33 protein-coding genes are annotated in these 22,539 nt (G+C 59.9%); 31 read left to right on the top strand and 2 right to left on the bottom strand.

The features are described 5' to 3' along the window. The 4 genes from CAK78_RS23375 to CAK78_RS11375 form a co-directional block, all read left to right on the top strand. A partial coding sequence (locus CAK78_RS23375) for a zinc ribbon domain-containing protein (RefSeq protein WP_141214131.1) occupies nt 1–253 on the top strand: 253 nt, incomplete at its 5' end. Between the two features lie 20 nt (nt 254–273). Then, nucleotides 274–537 carry a P22AR C-terminal domain-containing protein gene (locus CAK78_RS11365; protein ID WP_254924758.1) on the top strand — a complete coding sequence of 88 codons (264 nt, stop codon included), beginning with the start codon at nt 274–276 and terminating at the stop codon, nt 535–537. Between the two features lie 127 nt (nt 538–664). After that, nucleotides 665–976 (top strand): type II toxin-antitoxin system HigB family toxin, encoded by a 312-nt coding sequence (locus CAK78_RS11370; protein ID WP_094697335.1) that lies wholly within the window; start codon nt 665–667, stop codon nt 974–976. Nucleotides 977–981: 5 nt separating this feature from the next. Then, entirely contained in the window at nt 982–1,398 is a 417-nt protein-coding gene (locus CAK78_RS11375) for a helix-turn-helix domain-containing protein (protein ID WP_094697336.1), read from the top strand. 576 nt (nt 1,399–1,974) lie between these two features. On the opposite strand, the gene CAK78_RS11380 is transcribed toward CAK78_RS11375, so the two are convergent. Both CAK78_RS11380 and CAK78_RS11385 read right to left on the bottom strand, forming a co-directional pair. Then, nucleotides 1,975–3,051: a phage portal protein gene (locus tag CAK78_RS11380; protein WP_176452760.1), complete on the bottom strand. Its 1,077-nt coding sequence runs from the start codon at nt 3,049–3,051 to the stop codon at nt 1,975–1,977. Next, nucleotides 3,051–4,814, bottom strand: a complete 1,764-nt coding sequence (locus CAK78_RS11385; RefSeq protein ID WP_094697337.1) for a terminase ATPase subunit family protein — start codon at nt 4,812–4,814, stop codon at nt 3,051–3,053. Before CAK78_RS11385 ends, CAK78_RS11380 begins: the two co-directional genes overlap by 1 nt. A gap of 149 nt (nt 4,815–4,963) precedes the next feature. On the opposite strand from CAK78_RS11385, the gene CAK78_RS11390 reads away from it, so the two are divergent. From CAK78_RS11390 to CAK78_RS11515, 27 genes are all read left to right on the top strand, one after another. Then, entirely contained in the window at nt 4,964–5,785 is an 822-nt protein-coding gene (locus CAK78_RS11390) for a GPO family capsid scaffolding protein (protein ID WP_094697338.1), read from the top strand. A gap of 11 nt (nt 5,786–5,796) precedes the next feature. Further along, nucleotides 5,797–6,828, top strand: a complete 1,032-nt coding sequence (locus CAK78_RS11395; RefSeq protein ID WP_094697339.1) for a phage major capsid protein, P2 family — start codon at nt 5,797–5,799, stop codon at nt 6,826–6,828. A gap of 9 nt (nt 6,829–6,837) precedes the next feature. Continuing rightward, nucleotides 6,838–7,518: a phage terminase small subunit gene (gene gpM / locus CAK78_RS11400; protein WP_094697340.1), complete on the top strand. Its 681-nt coding sequence runs from the start codon at nt 6,838–6,840 to the stop codon at nt 7,516–7,518. A 106-nt stretch (nt 7,519–7,624) separates the two neighbouring features. After that, nucleotides 7,625–8,095 (top strand): head completion/stabilization protein, encoded by a 471-nt coding sequence (locus tag CAK78_RS11405; RefSeq protein WP_094697341.1) that lies wholly within the window; start codon nt 7,625–7,627, stop codon nt 8,093–8,095. Further along, on the top strand, nt 8,095–8,298 hold the full coding sequence (locus tag CAK78_RS11410; protein ID WP_024943547.1) for a tail protein X: 204 nt from the start codon (nt 8,095–8,097) through the stop codon (nt 8,296–8,298). The genes CAK78_RS11405 and CAK78_RS11410 overlap by 1 nt, the downstream gene beginning before the upstream one ends. Next, a complete protein-coding gene (locus CAK78_RS11415) occupies nt 8,289–8,531 on the top strand; it encodes a TraR/DksA C4-type zinc finger protein (protein WP_094697342.1) in 243 nt (80 codons plus the stop codon). Before CAK78_RS11410 ends, CAK78_RS11415 begins: the two co-directional genes overlap by 10 nt. A gap of 15 nt (nt 8,532–8,546) precedes the next feature. Next, entirely contained in the window at nt 8,547–8,909 is a 363-nt protein-coding gene (locus CAK78_RS11420; RefSeq protein ID WP_094697343.1) for a putative holin, read from the top strand. A 1-nt stretch (nt 8,910) separates the two neighbouring features. Further along, a complete protein-coding gene (locus tag CAK78_RS11425) occupies nt 8,911–9,219 on the top strand; it encodes a phage holin family protein (protein ID WP_094697344.1) in 309 nt (102 codons plus the stop codon). Next, nucleotides 9,216–10,037 carry an N-acetylmuramidase domain-containing protein gene (locus CAK78_RS11430; RefSeq protein WP_094697345.1) on the top strand — a complete coding sequence of 274 codons (822 nt, stop codon included), beginning with the start codon at nt 9,216–9,218 and terminating at the stop codon, nt 10,035–10,037. The genes CAK78_RS11425 and CAK78_RS11430 overlap by 4 nt, the downstream gene beginning before the upstream one ends. Then, nucleotides 10,027–10,497 (top strand): ATP-binding protein, encoded by a 471-nt coding sequence (locus tag CAK78_RS11435; protein ID WP_094697346.1) that lies wholly within the window; start codon nt 10,027–10,029, stop codon nt 10,495–10,497. Before CAK78_RS11430 ends, CAK78_RS11435 begins: the two co-directional genes overlap by 11 nt. Continuing rightward, nucleotides 10,487–10,960, top strand: coding sequence for an Rz-like lysis system protein LysB (gene lysB / locus CAK78_RS23100; protein WP_094697368.1), 474 nt, complete (start codon nt 10,487–10,489; stop codon nt 10,958–10,960). Before CAK78_RS11435 ends, lysB begins: the two co-directional genes overlap by 11 nt. After that, a complete protein-coding gene (gene lysC / locus CAK78_RS22990; RefSeq protein ID WP_254924759.1) occupies nt 10,851–11,099 on the top strand; it encodes an Rz1-like lysis system protein LysC in 249 nt (82 codons plus the stop codon). Before lysB ends, lysC begins: the two co-directional genes overlap by 110 nt. Continuing rightward, nucleotides 11,074–11,544, top strand: a complete 471-nt coding sequence (locus tag CAK78_RS11445) for a phage tail protein (protein ID WP_094697347.1) — start codon at nt 11,074–11,076, stop codon at nt 11,542–11,544. Before lysC ends, CAK78_RS11445 begins: the two co-directional genes overlap by 26 nt. After that, entirely contained in the window at nt 11,526–12,164 is a 639-nt protein-coding gene (locus tag CAK78_RS11450; RefSeq protein ID WP_094697348.1) for a phage virion morphogenesis protein, read from the top strand. The genes CAK78_RS11445 and CAK78_RS11450 overlap by 19 nt, the downstream gene beginning before the upstream one ends. A gap of 8 nt (nt 12,165–12,172) precedes the next feature. Next, nucleotides 12,173–12,613 carry a P22AR C-terminal domain-containing protein gene (locus CAK78_RS11455; RefSeq protein WP_094697349.1) on the top strand — a complete coding sequence of 147 codons (441 nt, stop codon included), beginning with the start codon at nt 12,173–12,175 and terminating at the stop codon, nt 12,611–12,613. A gap of 120 nt (nt 12,614–12,733) precedes the next feature. Continuing rightward, on the top strand, nt 12,734–13,285 hold the full coding sequence (locus tag CAK78_RS11460) for a phage baseplate assembly protein V (RefSeq protein ID WP_094697350.1): 552 nt from the start codon (nt 12,734–12,736) through the stop codon (nt 13,283–13,285). Further along, on the top strand, nt 13,282–13,641 hold the full coding sequence (locus CAK78_RS11465; protein ID WP_094697351.1) for a GPW/gp25 family protein: 360 nt from the start codon (nt 13,282–13,284) through the stop codon (nt 13,639–13,641). The genes CAK78_RS11460 and CAK78_RS11465 overlap by 4 nt, the downstream gene beginning before the upstream one ends. Further along, nucleotides 13,638–14,537 (top strand): baseplate J/gp47 family protein, encoded by a 900-nt coding sequence (locus CAK78_RS11470; RefSeq protein ID WP_094697352.1) that lies wholly within the window; start codon nt 13,638–13,640, stop codon nt 14,535–14,537. Before CAK78_RS11465 ends, CAK78_RS11470 begins: the two co-directional genes overlap by 4 nt. Next, on the top strand, nt 14,534–15,166 hold the full coding sequence (locus CAK78_RS11475; protein WP_094697353.1) for a phage tail protein I: 633 nt from the start codon (nt 14,534–14,536) through the stop codon (nt 15,164–15,166). Before CAK78_RS11470 ends, CAK78_RS11475 begins: the two co-directional genes overlap by 4 nt. Further along, a complete protein-coding gene (locus CAK78_RS11480) occupies nt 15,166–16,188 on the top strand; it encodes a phage tail protein (protein WP_094697354.1) in 1,023 nt (340 codons plus the stop codon). Before CAK78_RS11475 ends, CAK78_RS11480 begins: the two co-directional genes overlap by 1 nt. An 8-nt stretch (nt 16,189–16,196) precedes the next feature. Next, complete coding sequence (locus CAK78_RS11485) at nt 16,197–16,610, top strand: tail fiber assembly protein (RefSeq protein ID WP_094697355.1); 414 nt, start codon at nt 16,197–16,199, stop codon at nt 16,608–16,610. Nucleotides 16,611–16,816: 206 nt separating this feature from the next. Then, entirely contained in the window at nt 16,817–17,995 is a 1,179-nt protein-coding gene (locus tag CAK78_RS11490) for a phage tail sheath protein (protein ID WP_094697356.1), read from the top strand. A gap of 9 nt (nt 17,996–18,004) precedes the next feature. Then, nucleotides 18,005–18,523 carry a phage major tail tube protein gene (locus tag CAK78_RS11495; RefSeq protein WP_094697357.1) on the top strand — a complete coding sequence of 173 codons (519 nt, stop codon included), beginning with the start codon at nt 18,005–18,007 and terminating at the stop codon, nt 18,521–18,523. Between the two features lie 66 nt (nt 18,524–18,589). Further along, nucleotides 18,590–18,904, top strand: coding sequence for a phage tail assembly protein (locus CAK78_RS11500; RefSeq protein ID WP_094697358.1), 315 nt, complete (start codon nt 18,590–18,592; stop codon nt 18,902–18,904). A gap of 8 nt (nt 18,905–18,912) precedes the next feature. Beyond that, nucleotides 18,913–19,044 carry a GpE family phage tail protein gene (locus CAK78_RS11505; RefSeq protein ID WP_024943529.1) on the top strand — a complete coding sequence of 44 codons (132 nt, stop codon included), beginning with the start codon at nt 18,913–18,915 and terminating at the stop codon, nt 19,042–19,044. Continuing rightward, nucleotides 19,041–21,536, top strand: coding sequence for a phage tail tape measure protein (locus tag CAK78_RS11510; RefSeq protein WP_094697359.1), 2,496 nt, complete (start codon nt 19,041–19,043; stop codon nt 21,534–21,536). Before CAK78_RS11505 ends, CAK78_RS11510 begins: the two co-directional genes overlap by 4 nt. Nucleotides 21,537–21,959: 423 nt before the next feature. Beyond that, nucleotides 21,960–22,538 carry a Rha family transcriptional regulator gene (locus tag CAK78_RS11515; RefSeq protein WP_094697360.1) on the top strand — a complete coding sequence of 193 codons (579 nt, stop codon included), beginning with the start codon at nt 21,960–21,962 and terminating at the stop codon, nt 22,536–22,538. The last annotated feature ends 1 nt before the right edge of the window (nt 22,539 follow it).

Raw genomic sequence — 22,539 nt, forward strand, 5'->3', positions numbered from 1 at the left:
GAGCCGCACCTGTCCGTGCTGCGGCCATGTATCGGCGGACAACCGGCAGACGCAAGAGCGGTTTGCGTGCGTCGAATGTGGCTTCGAGGAAAACGCTGATCTGGTCGGCGCGATCAATGTTTTAAGGGCGGGACACGCCCGGTTCGCCTGTGAAGTGAGCGATGCAGTAAGGTCGCCAGCAGCAGGAACCCGCCGAAGCGACCCACCCCGGCTCGATGCCGGGGTGGGCGCCGTAGGAATCCCCCGACTTTAGGCGGGGGAGGATGTCAAGAACTGCACGCCCTTTGCTGGTTGTGGCGCGCTGCTGACCGGATGATGGATGCTGCCAAAGCCATCTACCCCCTGCTCGATGTCGCCGAACACCGCGAAGCCCCGCGCTACTACTCCATCATTCACGAATACAACTTCAACGTGCAGCGAGCCCAGCAGATCCTGGCCGACAAGACTGGCCATATTCAGCCAGCCACCCACGGCGAACGCGACTGGTTCAGGCTGATCCCACACTTGCACCGTGAGCAACTGCCCAAAGGCTGGTGATGTGACCGGTCACACACACACGAAGGGGGCGACAGTATCGCCCCCTTTTGTTGTCTCATGCCGTCCAATGGTTTCCAAAAATGAAACTACGTGCTATTGTTTCCAAAAATGAAACCGAGATCCAGCCGTGCACGTAATCTCTCGCAAACCCTTTAATGACGCCGCCAAGCTTTATCCCAACGACAGTGAAGCCTTGGTGCATGTGTATTCGACGTTGCGCAATGGTGATTTCTCAGCACCAGATGAACTGAGGAAGGTGTTTCCCAGTCTTGATAACTTCAAGTATCGGGACAAGTGGTGGGTGATCGATATCGGTGGCAATAACCTGCGCCTGATCGCCTTCATTGAGTTCAGGGATAACCGCATGTATGTGAAGCACATTGTCAGCCATGCCGAATACGACAAGCTGACCGAGAAGTACCGAAGAAACAAGGAGTAACCATCATGTTAAATCTTGCGCTGGTTCAGATTAGAGAGGCATTGGCCCAAGTGCCATACATCACCCAGATCAATAATCAGGACGATTATGAGCGAGCTCTTGAGCTGATGGACGAGCTGGTCGACGACTATGACGCCAACAAGCAATTGGTGGAGTTGCTGGCAACCAGCATCGAGCATTGGGAAGACAAGGCTGACGAGTTCGCCGAGTTCAACAAGGCGGTGGCGGATGTAGAACCGGGCATCGCTGTGTTGAAAACGCTGATGAGCCAACATCATCTGGGAGTGGCTGACCTGCCGGAGTTGGGCACCAAGTCCAACGTGAGCAAACTGCTCAATGCCGCCGAGGGCAAAAAACTCACCCGCCAACATATCGAGGCGCTAAGCAAGCGCTTTGCGTTGTCCCCCGCCCTGTTCTTTTAACGGGCCATCCAGTCCACACCAATAAAAACACGCCTCGCTTTATTTTCCCCAAATTGGGGGGAATGAGCGGGGTGATTTTTTGTTCATGATAAAAAAATCAGATACAAACGGGGCGTATTATTTTACTCGCCGCTGAGTATTTGCGATCCCCGGATGCGGGGATCGCAAAAGTGAAAGGATCTGACGGAAAGTGAAGGATCACAAAAAGGATCTGATAGGCTGCGCGCGCCCAGTGCTGGCGCGGGGAGCCGCCACCCGGCCACAGTCTTTCACCCGCATGATTTCCCACACATGAAGCGCGCAGGCGAGGCGGGGTCCCGATTGCGCGCCAGCGGTGCGGAGGGAGTTCACCACCGCCCAGCAGGCCACGCCAGCGAGCGCAGGGCGCACGTGCTGGATCTGGCCTTGAGACTGCGTGGGTTTGAAGGGCGCTCGCACAGCGGGCCGCTGGTGCGCGTATGCAAGGGGTGACTGCGGCAAATTATGAACCTTGCAGAGTCTGGGTGTGGCTTGGTCAGTCGCGGGGCAAAAGAAAACCCCGCCAGATGGCGGGGTGGTCAGGGTGCGCTGGCCGGGTCAGCGCAGCTGATCGCCCTGGCTGGCCGGCTCGGTACCGGCGGCGAGCTTGTACGGATTGAACCTGATGATCTCCTCCCCTGCCCAGTCGTTCATCGCCAGCAGGCTGGCCTTGATGCTGTCGATCTCGTTGACGTCGAACACCTGGGCGGCCTCAGTCACATTGCCAAACCCGCCTGTGCTGTTCGGCATCACCCCCATCAGCTGGGGCGGTACCCGGTGGGTGGCCAGCTGGTCATCCCGGCTCACGTTCTTGATGCTCAAGAAGTCATCCTTGGCCGCCACCTCGGCCACCGGGATCAACTGCACCCCGTCTTTCTTCCCACCAGGGGTATAGAGCAGCAGGTTGCGGAAGTTGCCGGGACCCTTGCTCTGGCGCAGCGCCTCCTTGAGCTTGGCGATGTCCCCCTCGTTCTGCACCGCATCAGTGATATGCATGATGAAGCCGGCATGGCTGCCGTTCTCATAGTACCGACGGCGAAAAAGTGTGGCCGACTCATTCAGCAGGGTCGAATTCAACCCGCCCACATAGTCGGGGATACCGTAAATCTCCTGGTTGATGTCGCTCTCCATCACATGGCCCACCCGACCGGCGGGCAGCTCCTGCTCCTGCCCAGGCTGGGCAATCCACCAATAGGTGGCCATATCCAGCCCCCGCCGGGTGTACTTGGCGCGCAGATGGTCATAGCGCAGCACCCCGCCGATCCGGTTCTGCACCGCCTGCAGATAGCCGTTGCCAAAAATCAGATAGTCCAGCGCCAGCCCGGTGAAGCCCGCCAGACTCAGTTTCGGATGAGGGATGAAGCAGGAGCGCAAGATGTTGCGCTTAACCTGAATGGCAGAGGCATGATGCACCCCGGCCCGATAGACCCGCGATAAGCCATTGAGCGATAGCGGCGGCTCATACCAGCGGCCGTTATGCATCGACTCAAGATAATCGAACACCTCCCGCTGCGATAAGACCGGCACCGGCTCGCCAAAGGTGAACGCCTCGCTGGCCTCGCCAGCAGGTTGTCGGGTCGCCGTCACCGGCGTCGTAGGGGTTGAATAGGGGCGACGATTGCGACGTTTGCTCATTAGAAAAACTCCATAGAACCGGTATTGGTGCCGTTGGCGCCTGCCAGTGGCTCATGTAAAAGGGCGTGCATGGTTGCCCAGGCGATATCTGCGTGGCTGGTCTCTTCGGAACGGCTGGCCTCAAAGGTCGGCATCTTGCCAGCGGTTACCCCCCGGCGGATGCTCATAAAGGCGGCGGCCAAATCATTCCAACCGCTGTCAAACTCCAGCCGCCCCTTGTTCATCACGTCGAGCGCCTTCATCACCATCTGAATTTTGACGCTCGGGTTGTACTGGATGGATGTAACTGCCGGATAGAATGGCTTCACATTCTGATAAACACCCTCCCCGATCCCGGTCGTATCGATGCCGATATAGGCCACGTTGTAACGGAGAGTCATCTGGCGAATGGCCTCGGCCTGAGCAGCAAAATCCATCCCTTTCCACTGGTGGCGCTCAAGCACCCGAAATTTGCCGCCAGGTACCGCAGGCGGGGCCAACACAGCGCAGCCAGCGCTATCCCCCTTGCCGCCCTTGGCCGGGTCATAGCCGATCCACACAGGCCGGTTGCCCATTGGCCGCATTGCAAAGGGTTTGTAGTCATCCCACACCTCCCAGCTATCGACCATGCAGCGCATAAGCATCGCCAGTGGGAACACGCTGGCCGTGTCGTCCATGAACATGCACATCAGCAGGTTGCTGTATTCATCATCGGAATACTCACTGCGCAGCTGATCCAGGTCGAACAGATCGCAGCCGCCGCGCACCGCATCCTCGACCGTGACTATCTGCCGCCACTGGCCGTCGGCGCACAGCTTGCCGCTGGCCAGATTGGCGTGGCTCAGGTCAATCTCGACCCTGTCAGCCTTGGCCTTGCCTCGGTTGAAGTTGGCACCAGACCAGAACGCATAGGCGGGATGAGAAAGGCTGGAAGGGGTGGAAATGTAGGTCTGGCGCCACTTCTTGTGCATCGCCATACCAGAGGCCACCTTGCGGAACTCAAGAAAGCCATGGATCCAGAAATACTCATCCATGTAGATGTTGCCGTGGTAGCTCTGGGCGGTGCGGGCGTTGGTACCAAGAAAATACAGGTGAGCCCCGTTCGGCAGCACCATGGGGTCGCCTTTCAGCTCAACCCCCTCCTCCTTGGCAAACTGGATGATGTACTGCTTGAACACATGGGCCTGCGCCTTGCTGGCAGACAAGAAAATCTGATTACGCCCGGTCACCAGGGCATCAATGAACGCCTCGAAGGCAAAGAAGTAAGTCGCCCCAATCTGGCGCGATTTGAGCAAATCGCGGATCCGGTACTGCTGGCCAGCTAGATACCAAATCCGCTGGTAATCGAACATGGTCGACTCGAACCGCTCGATTAATCGCTCCTGCTGCTCGGGCTCTACCACATTGCGCTCGGGCGCCTTCTTCGGCCCCTTGTTACGGTTCGCTACCTTGGGATTGAGGTCGGTTTCATTGCCACCGTTGCTGTACTTGTTGACTCGGGCGATCCGCTCCAGCTGGCGGCCCAGCAGGTCGATCTCCTTGAAGTCGCCGCCGCTCTTCACCTCCTTGGCGATCAACTGGCACATCCGTGCCTCAATGGCGAAGTCGACCCGGTCAATGGGTTTGATGTCATCCCAGCCGTCGCGCTTCTTCCAGGTCGAGACTGTCCCCTCCGGCGTCTGCAGCAATTCAGCAATGGCGCGGAGCGGGTAGCCCTGAAAGAACAGGTGCATGGCCTGCCGTCTGGGTTCGATATGGGGGAAAAGTAACGGTGCTGTAGTCATGGCGCCAGTCTACCCAGCTCAGGCAACACCAAACGCCCCGCCGCCATTGTGTAACGGCTTTACACAATGGCGAGCGATTGCACGATCCCGCCTGTCACCCAGACCATAACCGCGACATCACCACCCAATCACCAAAGGGATCCCAGCTCATGGCTAAGTCCAAATTTTTCCGTGTTGCCGTCGAAGGGGGCACGACCGATGGCCGCACCATCACCCGCGAATGGATTGAACAGATGGCCAAGCGCTACAACCAGTCCACCTATGGCGCCCGGGTCAATATGGAACACATCCGGGGCTATGACCCGACCGGTCAGTTCAAGATGTACGGCGACATCACCGCCGCCAAGACCGAAGAGGTCGACATGGAAGGTGAAAAGCGCCTGGCCCTGTTCGTGCAAATCGACCCGACCCCGGAACTGGTCGAACTGAACAAGAAGCGTCAGAAGGTGTTCACCTCTGTCGAAATCCACCCCAACTTGAACGAGAAAGGCGCCTACCTGATGGGGCTGGCCGTCACCGACAGCCCGGCCAGCCTCGGCACCGAAATGCTGCAGTTCTGCAGCAAGGCCTCGACCAACCCGCTGGCCGAGCGCAAGCAGTACAAGGAATGCCTGTTCACCGAAGCGCTGGAAACCGTCATCGAATTCGAAGACGAAGCCGACAAAGGCCCCACCCTGGCCGAGCGCATCACAGCCATGTTCAGCAGCCACAAAAAGCAATCCACCGCGGATTTCGGTGACGTGCATCAGGCCGTCGAAGCCGTGGCCAAAGAAGTGACCACCATCGACGCAGACCTGCAGAAGAAGTTCACCGAACAGGCCGCCACCATCACCGAGCTGACCAGCAAGCAGGAAGCCACCGCCAAAGCACTGGCTGACCTCACCGCCAAGCTGGAAGGCCAGGAAGATTTCAGCCACAAGCGCCAGCCCGCCACCGGCGCCCAAGGCACCACCATCGAAACCGACTGCTAAGGACCCCATCCATGCGTAACGAAACCCGCCAGAAATTCAACGAGTTCACCGGCCAGGTGGCGAAGCTCAACGCCGTCTCCAGCGCCACTGTGCAGTTCAACGTGCAGCCCAGCGTCCAGCAGACTCTGGAAACCAAAATGCAGGAGTCGGTCGCCTTCCTCGGCATGATCAACGTCATCACGGTCGATGAGATGAAAGGCCAAAAGGTCGGTATTGGCATTACCAGCACCATCGCCGGTCGCACCGACACTGCCAACAAAGACCGTCAGCCAAACAGCCCGCACGGTCTGTACGACCAGAGCTACGAATGCGCCCAGACCAACTTCGACACCCAGATCGGCTACGGCCAGATCGACGCCTGGGCCAAGTTCCCCGACTTCCAGACCCGTGTCCGCGACGCAATTCTCATCCGTCAGGGGCTGGACCGCATCATGATCGGCTGGCATGGCATCAGCGCAGCCGCCGACACCGACCGCAACGCCAACCCGCTGTTGCAAGATGTGAACAAGGGCTGGCTGCAACACATCCGCACCGACGCCCCGGCCCAGGTCATGAGCGAGGGGACCGAGGGCAGCGGCAAGATCTACGTAGATGCCACCGACGGCGATTACAAAAACATCGACGCCCTGGTATTCGACGTTGTGAGCGAGCTGATCAAACCCTGGTATCAGGACGATACCGACTTGGTGGTCATCTGCGGCCGCAAGATGCTCTCCGACAAATACTTCCCCATCATCAACGACGCGGGCGACAACCAGAACAAACTGGCTGGTCAGGTGCTGGTGAGCCAGAAGCAAATCGGCGGTCTCAAAGCCGTGCGCGTCCCCTTCTTCCCAGAAGACAAGCTGCTCATCACCAAGCTCAGCAACCTCTCCATCTACCCGCAGACAGGAGCCCGCCGTCGTCACATCGAAGACGAGCCCAAGCGCAACCGAGTCGTCAACTACGAAAGCTCCAACGATGCCTACGTGGTAGAGGATTACGACTGCGCAGCCCTGGTCGAAAACATCGTCATCGGGCCGAACCCGGCCCCCGGCGAGTAAGGGGGTGACATGACTCCCGCCCGTCGTCACCGAGAAAGAGCACTGGCCGCCCTGCAAGGGGCGGCCAATCCTCAGTTCGACCAACAACGCGCCAACGCCTACGAGCTGCAATTGATGCAGCTGGCCGAACACCGCCGCACCCTCAAGGGCATCCAGAGCATCGAGCGCAAGATCGAGGCCAAGCGCCCCATGCTGGCCGTCTACAAACCCTGGATTGATGGCGTACTGGCCGCCGACCGGGGCGGACAAGATGACGTCCTGGTGACCGTCATGCTCTGGCACCTCGACACCGGCGATCTCGAAGGGGCTTTCACCATGGCCGACTACGTGATCCGCCACGGCCTGAGCACCCCGGACCGCTACGAGCGCACCGCCGCCACCATGATCGCCGAAGAGGTGGCCGATACCGCCATCAAGCAGCAAGAAGCAAGCAACGGCCCCAGCTGCGGGCTGCTCTATGCCTACCTCGGCCTGCTTGAACCCTGCGACATCTTCGACCAGGTGCGGGCCAAGCTGCACAAGGCCGTGGGCCGCGCCGCACTGGCCGAAGGGCTCAAGCCGCAAGCCGCCGAGCACTATCGCCGCGCCATCGAACTGCACGACAAGGTCGGCATCAAAAAAGAGCTCGAAGTGCTCGAACGTGAACTGAAAAAAGAACAGCAGCCCGACGCCCAAGGCGGCGGCAGCTAACCGAGCGAACCCCGCACCCTGGGCGGCTCGGGCCTGACGAATGCCAGCGGCATACCAGACGGCCCGACCACCGCCCAACCAGCGGATAAACAAACACAGGAGCACCATGAGCACCGGATTCATTGCCACAGCACCGACCGCGCCAGATGAAGGGGAGATAACCAGCAACCCCTTCTGGCCCGCGATCTCGCTGCCTGATCTGCGTGAAACAGTCCGGCTTGATGGCACCGTCACCACGGCCCGCCTGACCCATGCCGTGGTCGACGCCATCACCAGCGTCAACCGGGATCTGGCGGATTGGCGCAGCACCCGTCAGGCCGAAGGCCACACCACCATGGCCGCCGTCCCGAGCGAGGTCATCAACAACGAATCGGTGCACCTGCACAGCTACCGGCGCGCCGTCTATGCCATGACCCGCGCCAACCTGCTGGAGCGCTACACCGACTACAGCGCCACCGGTGATGGCGTCAAAGGGGCCGATGCCAAAATCATCAGCTCGGATGACCTCTACCGGGATGCCCGCTTTGCCATTCGCGACATCCTCGGCACCACCCACAACACAGTGGAGTTGATCTGATGCAACTGCGCAGCCAACAGGGCGACACCCTCGATCTCATCCTGTTCCGGCATTACGGCTACACCGCAGGCATCACCGAGCAAGTGCTCAACCTCAACCCCGGTTTGGCCACGCTCGGCCCCATCATCCCGACCGGAACCCTCATCAACATGCCAGCGGCCCCCACCCAGGCCGAGCAGCCGCTGATCCAGCTATGGGACTGACCATGAGCCGCCTCGACGACGAACTCGAACGACTGGCCGACATCAGCGATCAGCAAATCGCTGCCCGCATCCATGCCGCCCGCATCAGCGGCACCGGCCCCCACGACTGCATCGACTGCGAAAACCCCATCCCGCAGGCGCGCCGTGAAGCGATCCGGGGCTGCGAGCGCTGCGCCGAGTGCCAGACCATCACCGAATTCCAAACCGCTCGCCACTACGGCGGCAAACGATAACAACAGGAGAGCACGATGCCAGAACCGATTTCATCCAGTGCAGCAACCAGCACCCTCACCGGTCTGGCGCTGCTGTCCCTCTTTCCGGGCGTTGACCCCTGCGTCCTGCTCGGTGCATTCGCCGGGGCGCTGGTGTTCATCGCCACCACCGCCGAACTCGGCAACCTGCGTAAGGCGGGCCTGTTCGTTGCCGCCTTCGTGGCGGGCGCGCTGGCGGCTCCGCTGGTTGCCGCCATGCTGGCCAGCGTGCTGCCGCTCAGTGTCGAAGTCCCCAGGGCCGTCGGTGCAATGCTGGCCTCGGCGCTGGCCGTCCACCTGCTGCAGTGGATCCTGCGCAAGACGCCAGAAGACCTGCTCAAACTCCGCAAAGGGGGCTGACATGCTGACCATCCTCTACGCCATGATCTGCGCCGCCATCGCCCTGCGCCTGGCTACCTTCAACCGCAACGGGGGAGACTACCGCCCCCTGCCTGCCCTGCTGGCATGGGTCATCACAGTGGCCGCTGGCTCCGTACCACTACGCGCCATGCTGGGTGTCCTGCCATCACCAGATCCCGCCGCCGTCCTGCTGGCCGCCGTTGTGCTGACCGCCCTGCTCGGGTCAAGGGGGTCAGTCATGCGCCTGATGCCGCGCCGCCGCCAGCAGCCAACCACCGCCCGCCACCTGAACGGGAGATTTCAGCCATGAGCCTCAAAAAAGGGGATACCGGCACAGCCGTGGCCGACCTGCAACGCCGCCTCACCAAAGCCGGTTATCCGGTGGATCCTGACGGCTGGTTTGGCGATGCCACCAAACAGGCCCTGCTCGCCTTCCAGCGGGATTACATGATCGCCGCCATCGGTCAGGCTGGCCCGCGTACCATAGCCGCCTTGCTCGGCAGCGAACGCGGCAACCAGCTGACCATCAACAACATGCAGAGTGGGGCTGACCTGCTGGGCCTGCCGCTCGCCACCATGGCCACCGTCGCCCAGGTCGAAAGCATCGGTGAAGGCTTCACCAAAGCCATGCGCCCGGTGGTGCTGTTCGAACGGCACGTGTTCTACAAGCAGCTCACCAAGCACAAGGGCAAAGCCACCGCCAACCAGCTGGCCGCCAGTTACCCCAACCTGGTCAACCCCAAGCGCGGCGGCTATGCAGGCGGCGCGGCAGAGTGGGAACGGCTGCAGCTGGCCATCAGCCTGCATAAGGATGCCGCCATCGAGTCGGCCAGCTGGGGCATGTTCCAGATCATGGGGTACCACTGGCAGACGCTCGGCTTTGCCTGCGCCAGCGACTGGATGGGTGCCATGCAGCGCAGCGAGGTCGAACACCTCACCGCCCTGTGTCGCTTCATCCAGCAAGACGCCGCCATGCACAAGGCCCTGCAGGGCCGCAAGTGGGCCGATTTTGCCCGCCGCTACAACGGCCCCGCCTACAAAGAAAACGACTACGACACCAAGCTGGCCAAGGCATACGACCACTTTGCCAAGGTCTATCCGGTGAAGGAGGTGGCAGATGCACATTGAAATCACTGGCAGACAGACAGGAAAAACTGAACGGCTTATGGCAGCTGCAAACCAGTTTATGGCCCAGGGCAAGAGGGTGGTGATCGTCTGCTGCAATTCCCGCTTGATGATGGATTATCTGCAAAAGGGGTGCCCGGGCGCGTGGGTCAGCGGCGACAAATACCTGACGAAAAAAACGTGGTTTGAAGAACTCGACAACGACCATGATGCGATCTGGATGTTTGACGAGTTCGACTGGTTTGATAACCAGAGCGTTATCAAGATCCGTCCCAATGGGTATTACTACACCACGCCAAGGCCGCCATTTAACTTGATGAAGCCAACGGGGGACCGCCCCATTGCCAAGTTGATGCAGACGTATCAGACCCACGTCGACACCATCATCATCATGCCCTGTCACACTCACCTTCGTGACGACTCGATCCCGATGGATTTCTGGGGGATTGATTGTGCTGACTAACCTACTGCGATCCCCCCTCACCTGGTTGCTGATCGCCTTGGCCATCGCCTTGGGCGGCTGGGGCTGGTCTGCCACCTCGGCGGCAACCGCCAAGGGTAAGGTCACCACCCTGCAAAGCGACCTCAAGGCCGCCGACGACAAGGCCAAAGCGGCCGAGCGGCGGGAAAAACTCAAAGACACCACCATCACCACCCTCACCGACGAGCTGACCGCCCAGGCAGAAGCCGCCGCCCAACTGCAAAACCAGCTCGGCGAACTGTCGATGACCGCCGCCACCCGCGCCGACACCATCAAGAGGCTCAAACGTGAAAATGCTGAACTTAGGTCTTGGGCTGATAGCCCTCTGCCTGATCCTGTTATCAGGCTGCTCAAGCGCCCCGCCATCACCGGCGCCGCAGATTATCAGGCTCACCTGTCAGGGCCTGACCCCCTGCCAGCTGCCGCCAGCCAGCCCGGTCAATAACGGCGACCTGCTGGACCAACTGACCCAGACCGAGGCCGCCTGGGCCAACTGCGCCGCCAAGGTCGACAGCCTCATCACCTGCCAGCAACGGCAGCAACAACAAGGGAGTGGGGATGGAAAAGCCAAAACAGATCCGTGAAGTGCTGACCAACTGCGTGCCTTATCTGGCAAAGAACCCGGACAAGTTGCACCTCTACATTCCCACTGGGGGGGTAGAGTGCACTGGCGCCCGCTCGCTCTCCTATGAGTGGCAATACCCACTCACCATCGGCATTGAGGACTTTGCCGGCCACCCGGATCAGGTCATGGTGCCGCTGCTGGCCTGGTTGCGCCAACACCAGCCCGAGCTCATGACCAACGACGAGCGGCGCAAAGACGGGGTGCGGTTCGAAGCCGAATACCTCGCCAACGACCTGATGGACCTCATCATCACCGTCAAGCTGACAGAGCGGGTCAGGGTCTGGCAAAACGAACAGGGGATAGGCTGGGAGCACCTGCCAGAGCCGCCGGAAGACCCCTACGACGGCATCACCTGGGAACTCTTTATCAACGGGGAGCATCAGCCATGGCCACCGACGAACTGAAAGATCTGGAAATGCTGGCTGATAACCTCGCCAAAATAGGGGATATGAAACGGCTGAGCGAGATCATCGACCTGATCGCTAAAAAGGTAAAAGCGAATAACACTGGCCGCATCAAAGCTAATGTCCAGCCTGATGGCAGCCCAATGCCACGACGAAAAATGAGCATAACGGGCAATGAGCACATCGCCTTCGTATACAAAAATCCGGTCACCGGCGTGACCTTGGTGCGCAACCTCAAAAACTACAAGCGCCTTGGCCCATGCCTCAAAGGCTTTGACCGGACTCGGGGAGCGATCCGGTCATTTAGGCTTTCCAGGATCGTCAAGTTCATCAGCATCGACAAAACCAAGGTTGTCATCCGCAAAGCGCCTCAGAAGATGTTTAAGAACATCATCAAGGCCAAATGGTTCAAACTGAAGACCTCGCCCAGCAGCGCCACTATTGAGTTTTCGGGTGTGGCTGGGCACGTTGCTGCTATCCACCACTATGGCGAAAAAGACAGGTCTAACCCCAAAGCTAAAGAAATGCGCTACCCAGAGCGGAAACTACTGGCAGTAACGCCACAAGATGAAAAAGACATCAGAGATATCCTGATCGAAGAACTCACCAGAGACTTGTAAGCCTGTGTATGTTCTTCATCAAAACAGACACTTACTTCCCACGTTTAAACCGTTACCATGCCTGCCGTGTTGTGCTGATGCGGCAGGCTTGTTTTGGCTTATTAAGCCTTGTTGGGGTTGATTGGTGGTGCGAGGTTGCGCGATACTGCGCAGGCGGCGGCAAAATCCGTTGCCGGGATTTGCACGAGTTACACGCCTTAACGTGGCTCTGGCGCGCTGCCGACCAGATGATGGCCGCAGCCAAGGCCATCTATCCCCTGCTCAATGTCGCGGAGCACCGTGAAGCGGGTCGTTACTACTCCATCATTCACGAATACCCAATAACCTTGCAGCGCGCACAGCGCATCCTGGCCGCCAAAACCAGTCATGTGCAGCTGGTCACCCATGGCAACCGGGACTGGCATCGCATCATCCCCCACCTGCGCGACTCTGCCAGCCCTCGCTGGTAGGTCGAAGACCTGCTGCTCACCCACCTCACCAAAAGGCTATAACCCTCCCCGCCATTGTGTAAAGCCGTTACACAATGGCTCCCCCTCGCCTTACCCGCCATTGCCCAAAACAATGGCCCCATGCAACCGACCCTGACCGAACTCCAACGCCAGCTCGACAACCTGATCCGCATCGGCACAGTGACCGCCGTGCGATCCAAGGAATGTCGTGTCAAAACCGGCGACCTCATCACCAACTGGCGGCCCTACACCACAGAAAGGGCCGGGGCTAACCGTACCCGTCACCGCCTGAGTGTCGGCGAACAGGTCATCTTGTTGTCAGTCAGTGGCGATCTGCGCAATGCGTACATCCTCGGCTCACTCAACGCCACCGCCGCAGACGAGCCACTGGCTGACGATGACAATCCCGATCTCGACCGCACCGAATACAGTGACGGCGCCATCATCGAATACAACCCGGCAACCGGCGCGCTCAACGCCACCGGCATCAAGACCGCCACCATCACCGCCAGCGTCGCTGTCAAAGCAAATACCCCACTCGTTGAGTGCTCAGACCTGCTCAAGGCCAGGCGCGTAGTGAGCGAAACCGCCAACATCGGCGGCATCGAGGTCACCACCCACGGCCATAAAAACGTGCAACCAGGCAGTGGCCAATCAGGGGACCCTGTATGAACTGGCTCGGCATGAACGCTGCAACCGGTCGCGCCATCAGCGCGACCAACCACATCATCCAGTCGGTGCGCGACATCCTCATCACCCCGGTGGGCTCGCGCGTCATGCGCCGCGACTACGGCAGCGAGCTGTTTTACCTCATCGACCAGCCCCAACATCAGGCCACCCGCCTGCGCCTGATGGCCGCCACCGTGCAGGCCCTCATCAACTGGGAGCCCCGCATCACCATCACCAAAGTCGATGTGCAGAGCGGCGGCATGGATGGCTCACTGACCATTGAACTGACTTGGCAGCGCAAAGATGGCGGCGCTCCTGAATCTGCCAGCATCACCATCCCCACAGGAGTCGCCCAGTGAGTACCATCACCCTCTCCCAACTGCCCCAGCCAGACGTAATCGAAGCCCTCGATTTCGAGACCATCCTCGCCGAGCGCAAAGCCTATTGCGTCAGCCTCTATCCCGCAGATCAGCAAGCCGCCATCGCTGCCACGCTCGAACTCGAATCCGAGCCCATCACCAAGCTGCTGCAAGAAAATGCCTATCGAGAGCTGATCCTGCGCCAGCGCATCAACGAAGCCGCCGTGGCCAACATGCTGGCCTGGGCAAAAGGGGCCGACCTCGACAATCTGGCCGCCAACTGGAATGTGCAGCGCCTCACCATTCAGCCAGGTGACCCGACCGCCACCCCGCCAGTGCCAGAAATCAAGGAAGATGACGCCGCTCTCAGCCTGCGCGCCCTGATGGCGTGGGATGGCCTCAGCGTGGCAGGCCCGACGGGCGCCTATGAATATTTCGCCCTCTCGGCAGATGGCAAGGTGGCCGACGCCAAAGGCTCAAGCCCCGCCCCTGCCCAGGCGCTGGTCACTATCCTCAGCACCGAGGGCAACGGTACCGCCGATGCCACCCTGATCGCCAAAGTCACCGCAGCCCTGAACGGCGAAAACGTCAGACCGGTGGCCGACCGGCTCACCGTGCAAAGTGCCGGCATCATCAACTACACCATCACCGCCCAACTGCACATCGACAGCCAGGGCGCAGAGGTCGACGTGATCCTGCAAGCGGCCAGCGACAGTCTGGCCGCTTTCATCAATCCCCGCAGCCGCATCGGGGTCGAAGTGCCCCGCTCTGCCATTGATGCCGCCCTTCATGTGCAGGGGGTGCGCAAGGTCGACCTGATCGGCTGGGCAGACATCACCCCCAGCGCCACCCAAGCCGCCTACTGCACCGGCTTCACCGTGGAGCGGGCACCATGAGTACCCTGCTACCGCCCAGCACCAGCCGTGCCGAGCGCCATCTGGCCACCACGGGGGCGCAGGCCCAACAGCTGCCGATCCCGTTGCGCACCCTCTGGTCACCCTGGACCTGTCCCGCCCACCTGCTGGCCTATCTGGCCGCCAGCTGGAGCGTCGACCGCTGGGATGACAAATGGCCAGAGGCCACCAAGCGCCAGGTGATCGCCAACAGCTACTTCGTTCACAGCCGCAAGGGCACCATCGGCGCCATTCGCCGGGTGGTCGAACCCCTCGGCTTTCTGATCCGGGTGCTCGAATGGTGGCAAGAAACCCCGAACGCCACCCCGGGCACCTTCAAGCTCGACATCGGGGTGCTCGATACCGGTATCACCGAGGCAATGTACCAAGAGCTGGAACGGCTGATCGCCGATGCCAAACCCATGACCCGCCACCTGACCGGCCTAGCCATCAGCATGGAAACCCGCGGCCCGCTCTATCTGGGGGCGGCCTGCTACCTGGGTGACGAGTTGACCGTCTACCCCTACACCCCGGAAGCCATCGAGATCAGTGGCCAGCAATGGCACGGCGGCATCACTCACACCCTCGACACCATGACCATTCAACCGCAACAGACAGGAGGTGCCAATTAATGAGCGCCATCTATTTCGCCATCCCCACCAATGCGGGACTGGCCAAAATCGCTAATGCCATAGCACTAGGCATACCGCTGAAAATTGCCGCCATGGCGGTGGGTGATGGCGGCGGCCAGGCTGTGACGCCAGATCCTGCCATGACTACCCTGCCAGGCGAGAAGCGGCGTGCCCCCCTCAACACCCTGTTTCAAGACCCGCTCAACGCCGCCCAGCTGGTCGCCGAGCAGATTATCCCAGAGGATGTTGGCGGGTGGTGGATCCGCTGCGTCGGCCTCTATGACGACACGGGCACCATGATCGCCATCGCCAACAGCCCGGATACCTACAAGCCGCTGCTCAGCAGTGGCGCAGGCCGCACCCAGGTCATCCGCCTGGTGCTGATTGTCAGCGACACCAGTGCGGTCGAGCTCAAGATTGACCCCTCAGTGGTGCTGGCCACCCGTAAATATGTCGATGATGTGATGGTCGCCCACAAGCTAAGCCGCGATCACCCGGATGCCAGCGAAACGGACAAGGGCTTTACCCGCTTGGCCACCCAGGCACAAGTCAATGAAACCATCCCGGCCAATCAGAAAGACGATGTGGTGGTGACAGTCAAAAAGCTGTGGGGATGGGTCAAACAAGCCAGTGAAACCGTGCTCGGCATGATGAAGGTGGCGACACAGGCGCAAACCGACGCAGGAACAGCAGATGATGTGGCTGTAACACCGAAAAAACTGCGCTTTGGCTTTGTCGCGCAGTTGAGCGGCATCGGGTATATCAAATTTCCGAGTTGGCTGGGGGGGCTGATAGTGCAATGGGGTAGCAGCACGGTTCCTCTCAACGGCACGCTCAATGTCACCTTGCCGATCACCTTCCCCAATGCGGGCCTGCAAGCGTGGTCTACCTATGACTACCCCGACAGCTCGACTTACCCAACGCTGGCAATCCGGATCTCCTCCAGCTCCCAAATTCAGTTGGGTGGCAAGGCGACGGCTGGCAGCAATTTTGGCCTTCGTTGGCTGGTTATTGGTTACTAGGAGGCTTCATGTACAAATACGATCCCGAATCCAAAGGGTTCTACCTGCCGGCGATTAATGGCGACAGCATTCCTCACACTGCGGTCGATCTCAGGCCGGGGGACTATGAGCGGCTGGTCAACGGCCAGAATGACCAACAAGAGATCGCCATGTTCGAAGGCTACCCTGTTCTGCAAAAACGCCCTGCCCCGCCAGCACTGCAGACGGCAGAGCTGATGCTGGCCCAGCTCACCGCCGTCGCCGCAGACGAGATTGAACGCCTCCGCCCTGCCGTGGATGGCGGCTATGCCAAGGCCGTGGATGTCGAACTATTGGCACAGTGGCAGCGCTATCGCTACGAGCTGCCGGATGTTCGCAGCCAGCCTGGATGGCCTGAGCACCCCGCGTGGCCGCCGCGCCCGGGTGATCCCTCTACCGTATAACCAGATGAGCCAGACAACACCCCGCCCAGTGCGGGGTGCTTCGTTACTGCCCGCCCCCGCCCCCTTGTCACCGCTTCGCCATTGTGTAACGGCTTTACACAATGGCAGCCGCTCGCCTGTCATCCCCTGCCCCTGCATCCTGACCCTGCTCGCATCACATGCATTACCTACGCAAAGAATGCTCCGTCCGGACAACAGGAGAACCTATGGCACTGGACCAATTTCACCACGGCGTGCGCGTCGTGGAAATCAACGAGGGCACCCGCACCATCCGCACCGTCGCCACGGCGGTGATCGGCATGGTCTGCACCAGCGCCGATGCTGATGCTGCCTACTTCCCGCTCGACAAACCCGTGCTGATTGCCAACCTGCCGGCAGCCATCGCCAAAGCAGGCAGCAACGGTAACCTCAAGAAGTCGCTGCAAACCATTTATGACACCGTCAACACCATCGTCATCGCCGTGCGCGTGGCCGATGGCGCCGACGCAGCCGAACTGACCAGCAACATCATCGGCACCATCAAGCCCGATGGCAGCTACACCGGCCTCAAGGCACTGGAACGGGCCGCCCCGGTCACCACCGTCAAGCCGCGCATCCTCTGCGTGCCGGACAACTGCACCCTGCCGGTGTCCACCGCCCTTGCTGGCATGGCCAAGAAACTGCGCGCCTTTGCCTACGTACCGACCATCGCCGAAACCGTCGAGGCTGCGCTGGCCTATCGTGAAAACTTTGCCAGCCGCGAACTGATGCTGGTGCATGCCGACTGGACGGCATGGGACGTTGCAGCGAATGCCAGCGTCAAGCTCGATGCCTGCCTCAAGGCCGCCGCCATGCGGGCCCTTATCGACAAAGAGATCGGCTGGCACAAGACCCTGTCGAACGTCGGTGTGACCGGGGTCGATGGCATGACCAAGTCCCTGTTCTGGGATCTGCAAGACCCCGACACCGAAGTCGGCCTGCTCAACGCCAACGAGATCACCGCCCTGATCCGCGCGGATGGCTTCCGCTACTGGGGCAACCGTACCTGCGCCGACGATCCTCTGTTCCAGTTCGAAAACTACACCCGCACCGCCCAGGTGCTGGCCGACACCATCGCCGACGCACACATGTGGGCCGTCGACAAGCCCATGACCCCGACCCTGGTGAAAGACATCATCGAGGGCATCAAGGCCAAGGGCCGCGAACTGGTAACCGGCGGGTACCTGCTCGGTTTTGACTGCTGGTACAACGAGGAGCTCAACGACAAAGACACCCTCAAGGCTGGCAAGCTGCGCATCGATTACAACTACACACCGGTACCGCCGCTTGAAGACCTCGGCTTCCAGCAGCGCATCACCGATTCCTACCTCATCGACTTCAGCGCCCGCGTCGCGGCTGCAGCATAAGGAGCCACCATGGCACTGCCACGCAAAATCAAACGACTGAACGTCTTCCTCAACGGCGATAACTGGGTCGGTGAAGCGGAAGACTTCACCCCGGCCAAGCTCTCACGCAAATTCGAGGCCTATCGCGGCGGCGGCATGGGCGGTGCCGTCAACATCGACATGGGGATGGATGACAGCGCCCTTGATGTCTCCTTCACCTTCGGCGGCTACGGCGACCAGCTCCTGCGCTGCATGGGTGAACCCAAGGCCGACGGCACCAGCCTGCGCTTTGCCGGTTCCGTCCAGCGCGATGACACCGGTGAAATTGTCGCCGTCGAGATCGTCTGTCGTGGCCGCTTCAAAGAGCTCGACCGGGGCACCCTCAAGGCAGGTGACAACACCCAGGCCAAGGTCAGCATGGTCAACACCTACTACAAAGAGACCGTCAACGGCCAGGTGATGCATGAGATTGACCTGATCAACATGGTCGAGATCGGCCCCGATGGCGTCGACCGCATGGCCGAGCACCGCAAAGCCATCGGCCTCTAATCCACCCAACAACCCAACGGGCGGCCAACAGCCGCCCTCACCACATCAACATCAGGAACAAGCACCATGGAAAACAAAGTCACCCAACTCGACACCCCCATCCAGCGCGTCATCCACCTCGACAGCCCCATCCCACGCGGTAACACCTCCCTCACCGAGTTGGTCATCCGACCTCCGAAGAAAGCGGGCCACCTGCGCGGGCTCAACACCATGGACATCGTGCAGATGAACGTCGACACCCTCATCAAACTGCTGCCCCGCATCACAGACCTGAGCGAGCTCGAAGTTGCAGATATGGACCCAGCTGACCTACTCAAGGCCGGGGTAGTGGTGGTCGGTTTTTTGATGGGCTCGCAGCAGGAGGCTTACCTCACTGCATAGATGACCTGATGGCCGAGATTGCCATCATCGCTCACTGGCCGCCGTCCGAGATGGCGGCCATGGAAATCAGCGAGCTGATGGGCTGGCACCAACGCCTCGTTGAGACTCACAACCGCATCAACGGGGCCGAAGAACAATGAACCCTCTCAAACTTCAAATCCTGCTCGGGGCGGTCGACAAGCTCACCGCCCCCCTCAAAGCAGTCAGCGGCCAGAGCCGCCTCACCGCCAAAGACTTGGTCGACACCAAGAAAAAAATCCGTGACCTCGAAACCCAAGCCGGTCAAATCGAAGGTTACAAAACCCTGGGAGCCCAGATTGGCGCAACCAAAGCGCAACTAAAGCAGGCCGAGGGTTCGTTCAGCGAACTGCAACGCAAAATTGCCGATACCCCTAAGCCAACCCGGCTGATGATCAACGAGTTCAACAAGGCCGAAAAAGCCCTCAACCAGCTCAAGACCAAACAGGGGGAGATGATCACCCGTCACGCTCAGATGGGGGAGGCAATGCGCAAGACCGGCATCAACACCGGTAACCTCAGTGAAAGCCAGCGCCGCCTTAAAACAGACTTGGCCGCAGCCAACACCGTGCTCGACTCTCAGCGCACCAAACTGAGCAAACTGGCAGACCAGCAAAAGCGCCTCAACCAGGTCAAAGCCAACTACCGTCAAACCCAAGAGCTGCGCGGCCAGATCGCGGGCCACGGTGCGACCGCTCTTGCCACGGGTACCGCCGTAGGCATGACAACGTTGAAACCTGTCATCGAATTCGCCAGAGCCGAAACATCAGTCGTTGACCTAAAGGTGTCCATGATGGGTAAGGGCGGCCAAGTGCGGCAGGAGTTCCAAGCCATCAGCGATCTGGCCACTAAGCTCGGCAACAAACTGCCGGGCACCACAGCCGACTTCCAGAACATGATGAGCACGCTGATCCAGCAGGGTATGAGCGCCAAATCCATCTTGGGAGGTCTGGGCGAAGCGACCGCCTATCTCGGCGTGCAGTTGAAAATGCCGTTCGACCAAGCGGCGCTGTTTGCGGCCAAGCTGCAAGACGCCACCGGCACCGCCGAGAACGACATGATGGGGCTGATGGATACAATCCAACGCTCGTTCTACCTGGGCGTCGACAGCAACAACATGCTGGGGGCTTTCAGCGCCCTGACACCAGCACTCAGTGTCCTGCGAAAAACGGGGCTGGATGCGGCTAATACCCTTGCACCGTTGATTGTCATGGCCGATCAGGCTGCCTTGAGCGGGGAGTCGGCGGGTAACGCCTATCGTAAAATCTTTCAGATGAGCATGAACCCCGACAAGATTGCCAAGGCCACAAAAGGCACCGGGCTCAAGTTGGATTTCACCAATGGCAAGGGGGAATTTGGCGGGATTGAGAAAATGTATACCCAGCTTGCCAAGCTCAAAAATCTCAACACCGTAGCCCGCCTGCGTGTGCTCAAGGGTATCTATGGTGATGATAAAGAGACGCTACAAGCCCTCGACATCATGATCACAAAGGGCATGGACGGTTACCGAGCCACCCAGAAGAAAATGGCAGACCAAGCCGCCCTGCAAGAGCGGGTCAATGCACAGCTCGGAACCCTGGGCAGCTTGTGGGATGCCGCCACAGGTACCTTCACCAACGCCATGGTCAACTTTGGTGAAGCCATCGCCCCTGAAATCAAGGCCATCACTGAATGGATCGCCGAACTGTCCGAGCGCCTCGGCAACTGGGCGAAGAAAAACCCTGAACTATCCAACACCCTGATGAAGATTGGCGCCATCGTGTCAGTCATCACCGTCACCTTTGGGGCGCTGTCGCTGGCCGTGGCCGCCGTTTTGGGCCCCATGGCCATCATGAAGCTGACGTTCGGGATCTTGGGCATCAAAGGCACTTTCCTTGGCAAAGTAATCACCCTGCTGCTGGCCCCGCTCAAGTGGCTCACCATCGGTATATTCCGGCTCGGGGTGGCAATGCTCACCACCCCGGTCGGCTGGTTCATCATGGGTATCGCAGCTATCGCCGGGGGTGCCTACCTCATCTACAAAAACTGGGACGGCATATCCAAGTGGTTCACTGAGCTTTGGGATAAATGCAAAGCCCCGGTGCTGGCATGGTGGGAACTGGTCAAAGAGCTGGCCAGCTGGACTCCCCTTGGCCTCTTCATGACCTCATGGGACAAGGTATGGGTCTTCTTCAACACCTTGCCAGATGGTGCGGCCAATAAGGGCAAAGCCATCGTGCAGGGGCTGATCGACGGCATCACCGCCAAGTGGAAGACCCTGATGGAGAAGATCAAGAACCTTACCCAGTACCTGCCTGACTGGTTCACCGGCGGCGATGTCACCATAGGCAAAGACACAAGCCAAGGCCCGAGTTATCGCACAGGTAACTACGACCAACCCGCGACGGCTGGCGGTTACCGCTATGGCACCGCCCCCCGCATCGTCGACACACCGAAGCTCAAGCCCAAGGCCAGTACCACCACAGTCAACAGTCAGCCGTTCTACCAGCTCACCATCAACGCAGCGCCGGGCATGGATGAGTCGCGGGTCGCATCCATTGCGCTGGATAAAATCAGAGAGCAGGAACGCGCCAACAAGACGCTGGGCCGTGCCAGATTCAGCGATGGGAGCTGATATGCAAGTGTTAAGTTTCACCCAAAACAAACGTAGCCCGCTGTCATGGCGGGCCCTATCCTGCCAGCCGTGTTGTGTCGCTCGTGCGGGGGAACCCACTGTTATCGGGGCGGGCTGCTTGGGATCGGCTGGGGTTAGCTGGGTTTGGCTGTTGCTCATCGCGCAAGGTTGCGCGATACTGCGCAAGCAACGGCAAAATCCGTTGCTGGGATTAGCCTCCTATCGAACTAAAGCGCACAACACGCGCCCTGCGTGTTTTTTTGTGCGGCCCAGTTGTACCCGCAATTTCTGTTATGGCGGGCTGGGCGGGAGCGCTTCGGCGCGCCGGTTTCTTTGGTTCCCGGTAAGGCTAATCCCGTTCAGTTCGCCACCAATGAAATTAGCCTTTCAAGTGGCGATACCTTTGAACCAGAGGATCACGCCATGAACACCATCACTACTTTTACCCCATCCGATATCATCAGCCTGCACCACGGCCAGCCCATGACCACCTCCCTCAAGGTGGCCGAAGTCTTTGGCAAGCTCCATCGTAATGTTCTGCGCAAGCTGGAAGCGCTGGAGTGCTCGTCGGAATTCACTGCGCTCAATTTTGAGCGCAGTGAATACACCGATGCGACTGGACGCAAATTGAGCATGTGGAACATGACCAAAGACGGCTTTATCTTTCTGGTCATGGGCTTCACCGGCAAACAGGCCGCCGCCATCAAAGAGGCGTACATCAGCGCCTTCAACTGGATGGCCGCCCAGCTCGCCGCCCGCACCAGCCCAGACTACGCCAGCCCCCTCGCCACCATCGACAACTACACCAGCATGTTGCGCAAGGCAGACCGTGACAACGTGCTGCTCGAACGCCAGCTCGAAGATCGCCTCTTCCTGCTGATGGAAGAGATGAACCGCCTGCGCGACGACATGCGCACCATCCACCGTAACCACACCATCGCCCGCGATCTGGCTGACCACATCGGCATCACCGCCCGCTTCGCGCTACCAAGAAGGAGCTGAC

Origin of the sequence: Aeromonas sp. A35_P (assembly GCF_002259925.1) — a bacterium.
Lineage (GTDB): Bacteria > Pseudomonadota > Gammaproteobacteria > Enterobacterales > Aeromonadaceae > Aeromonas > Aeromonas dhakensis.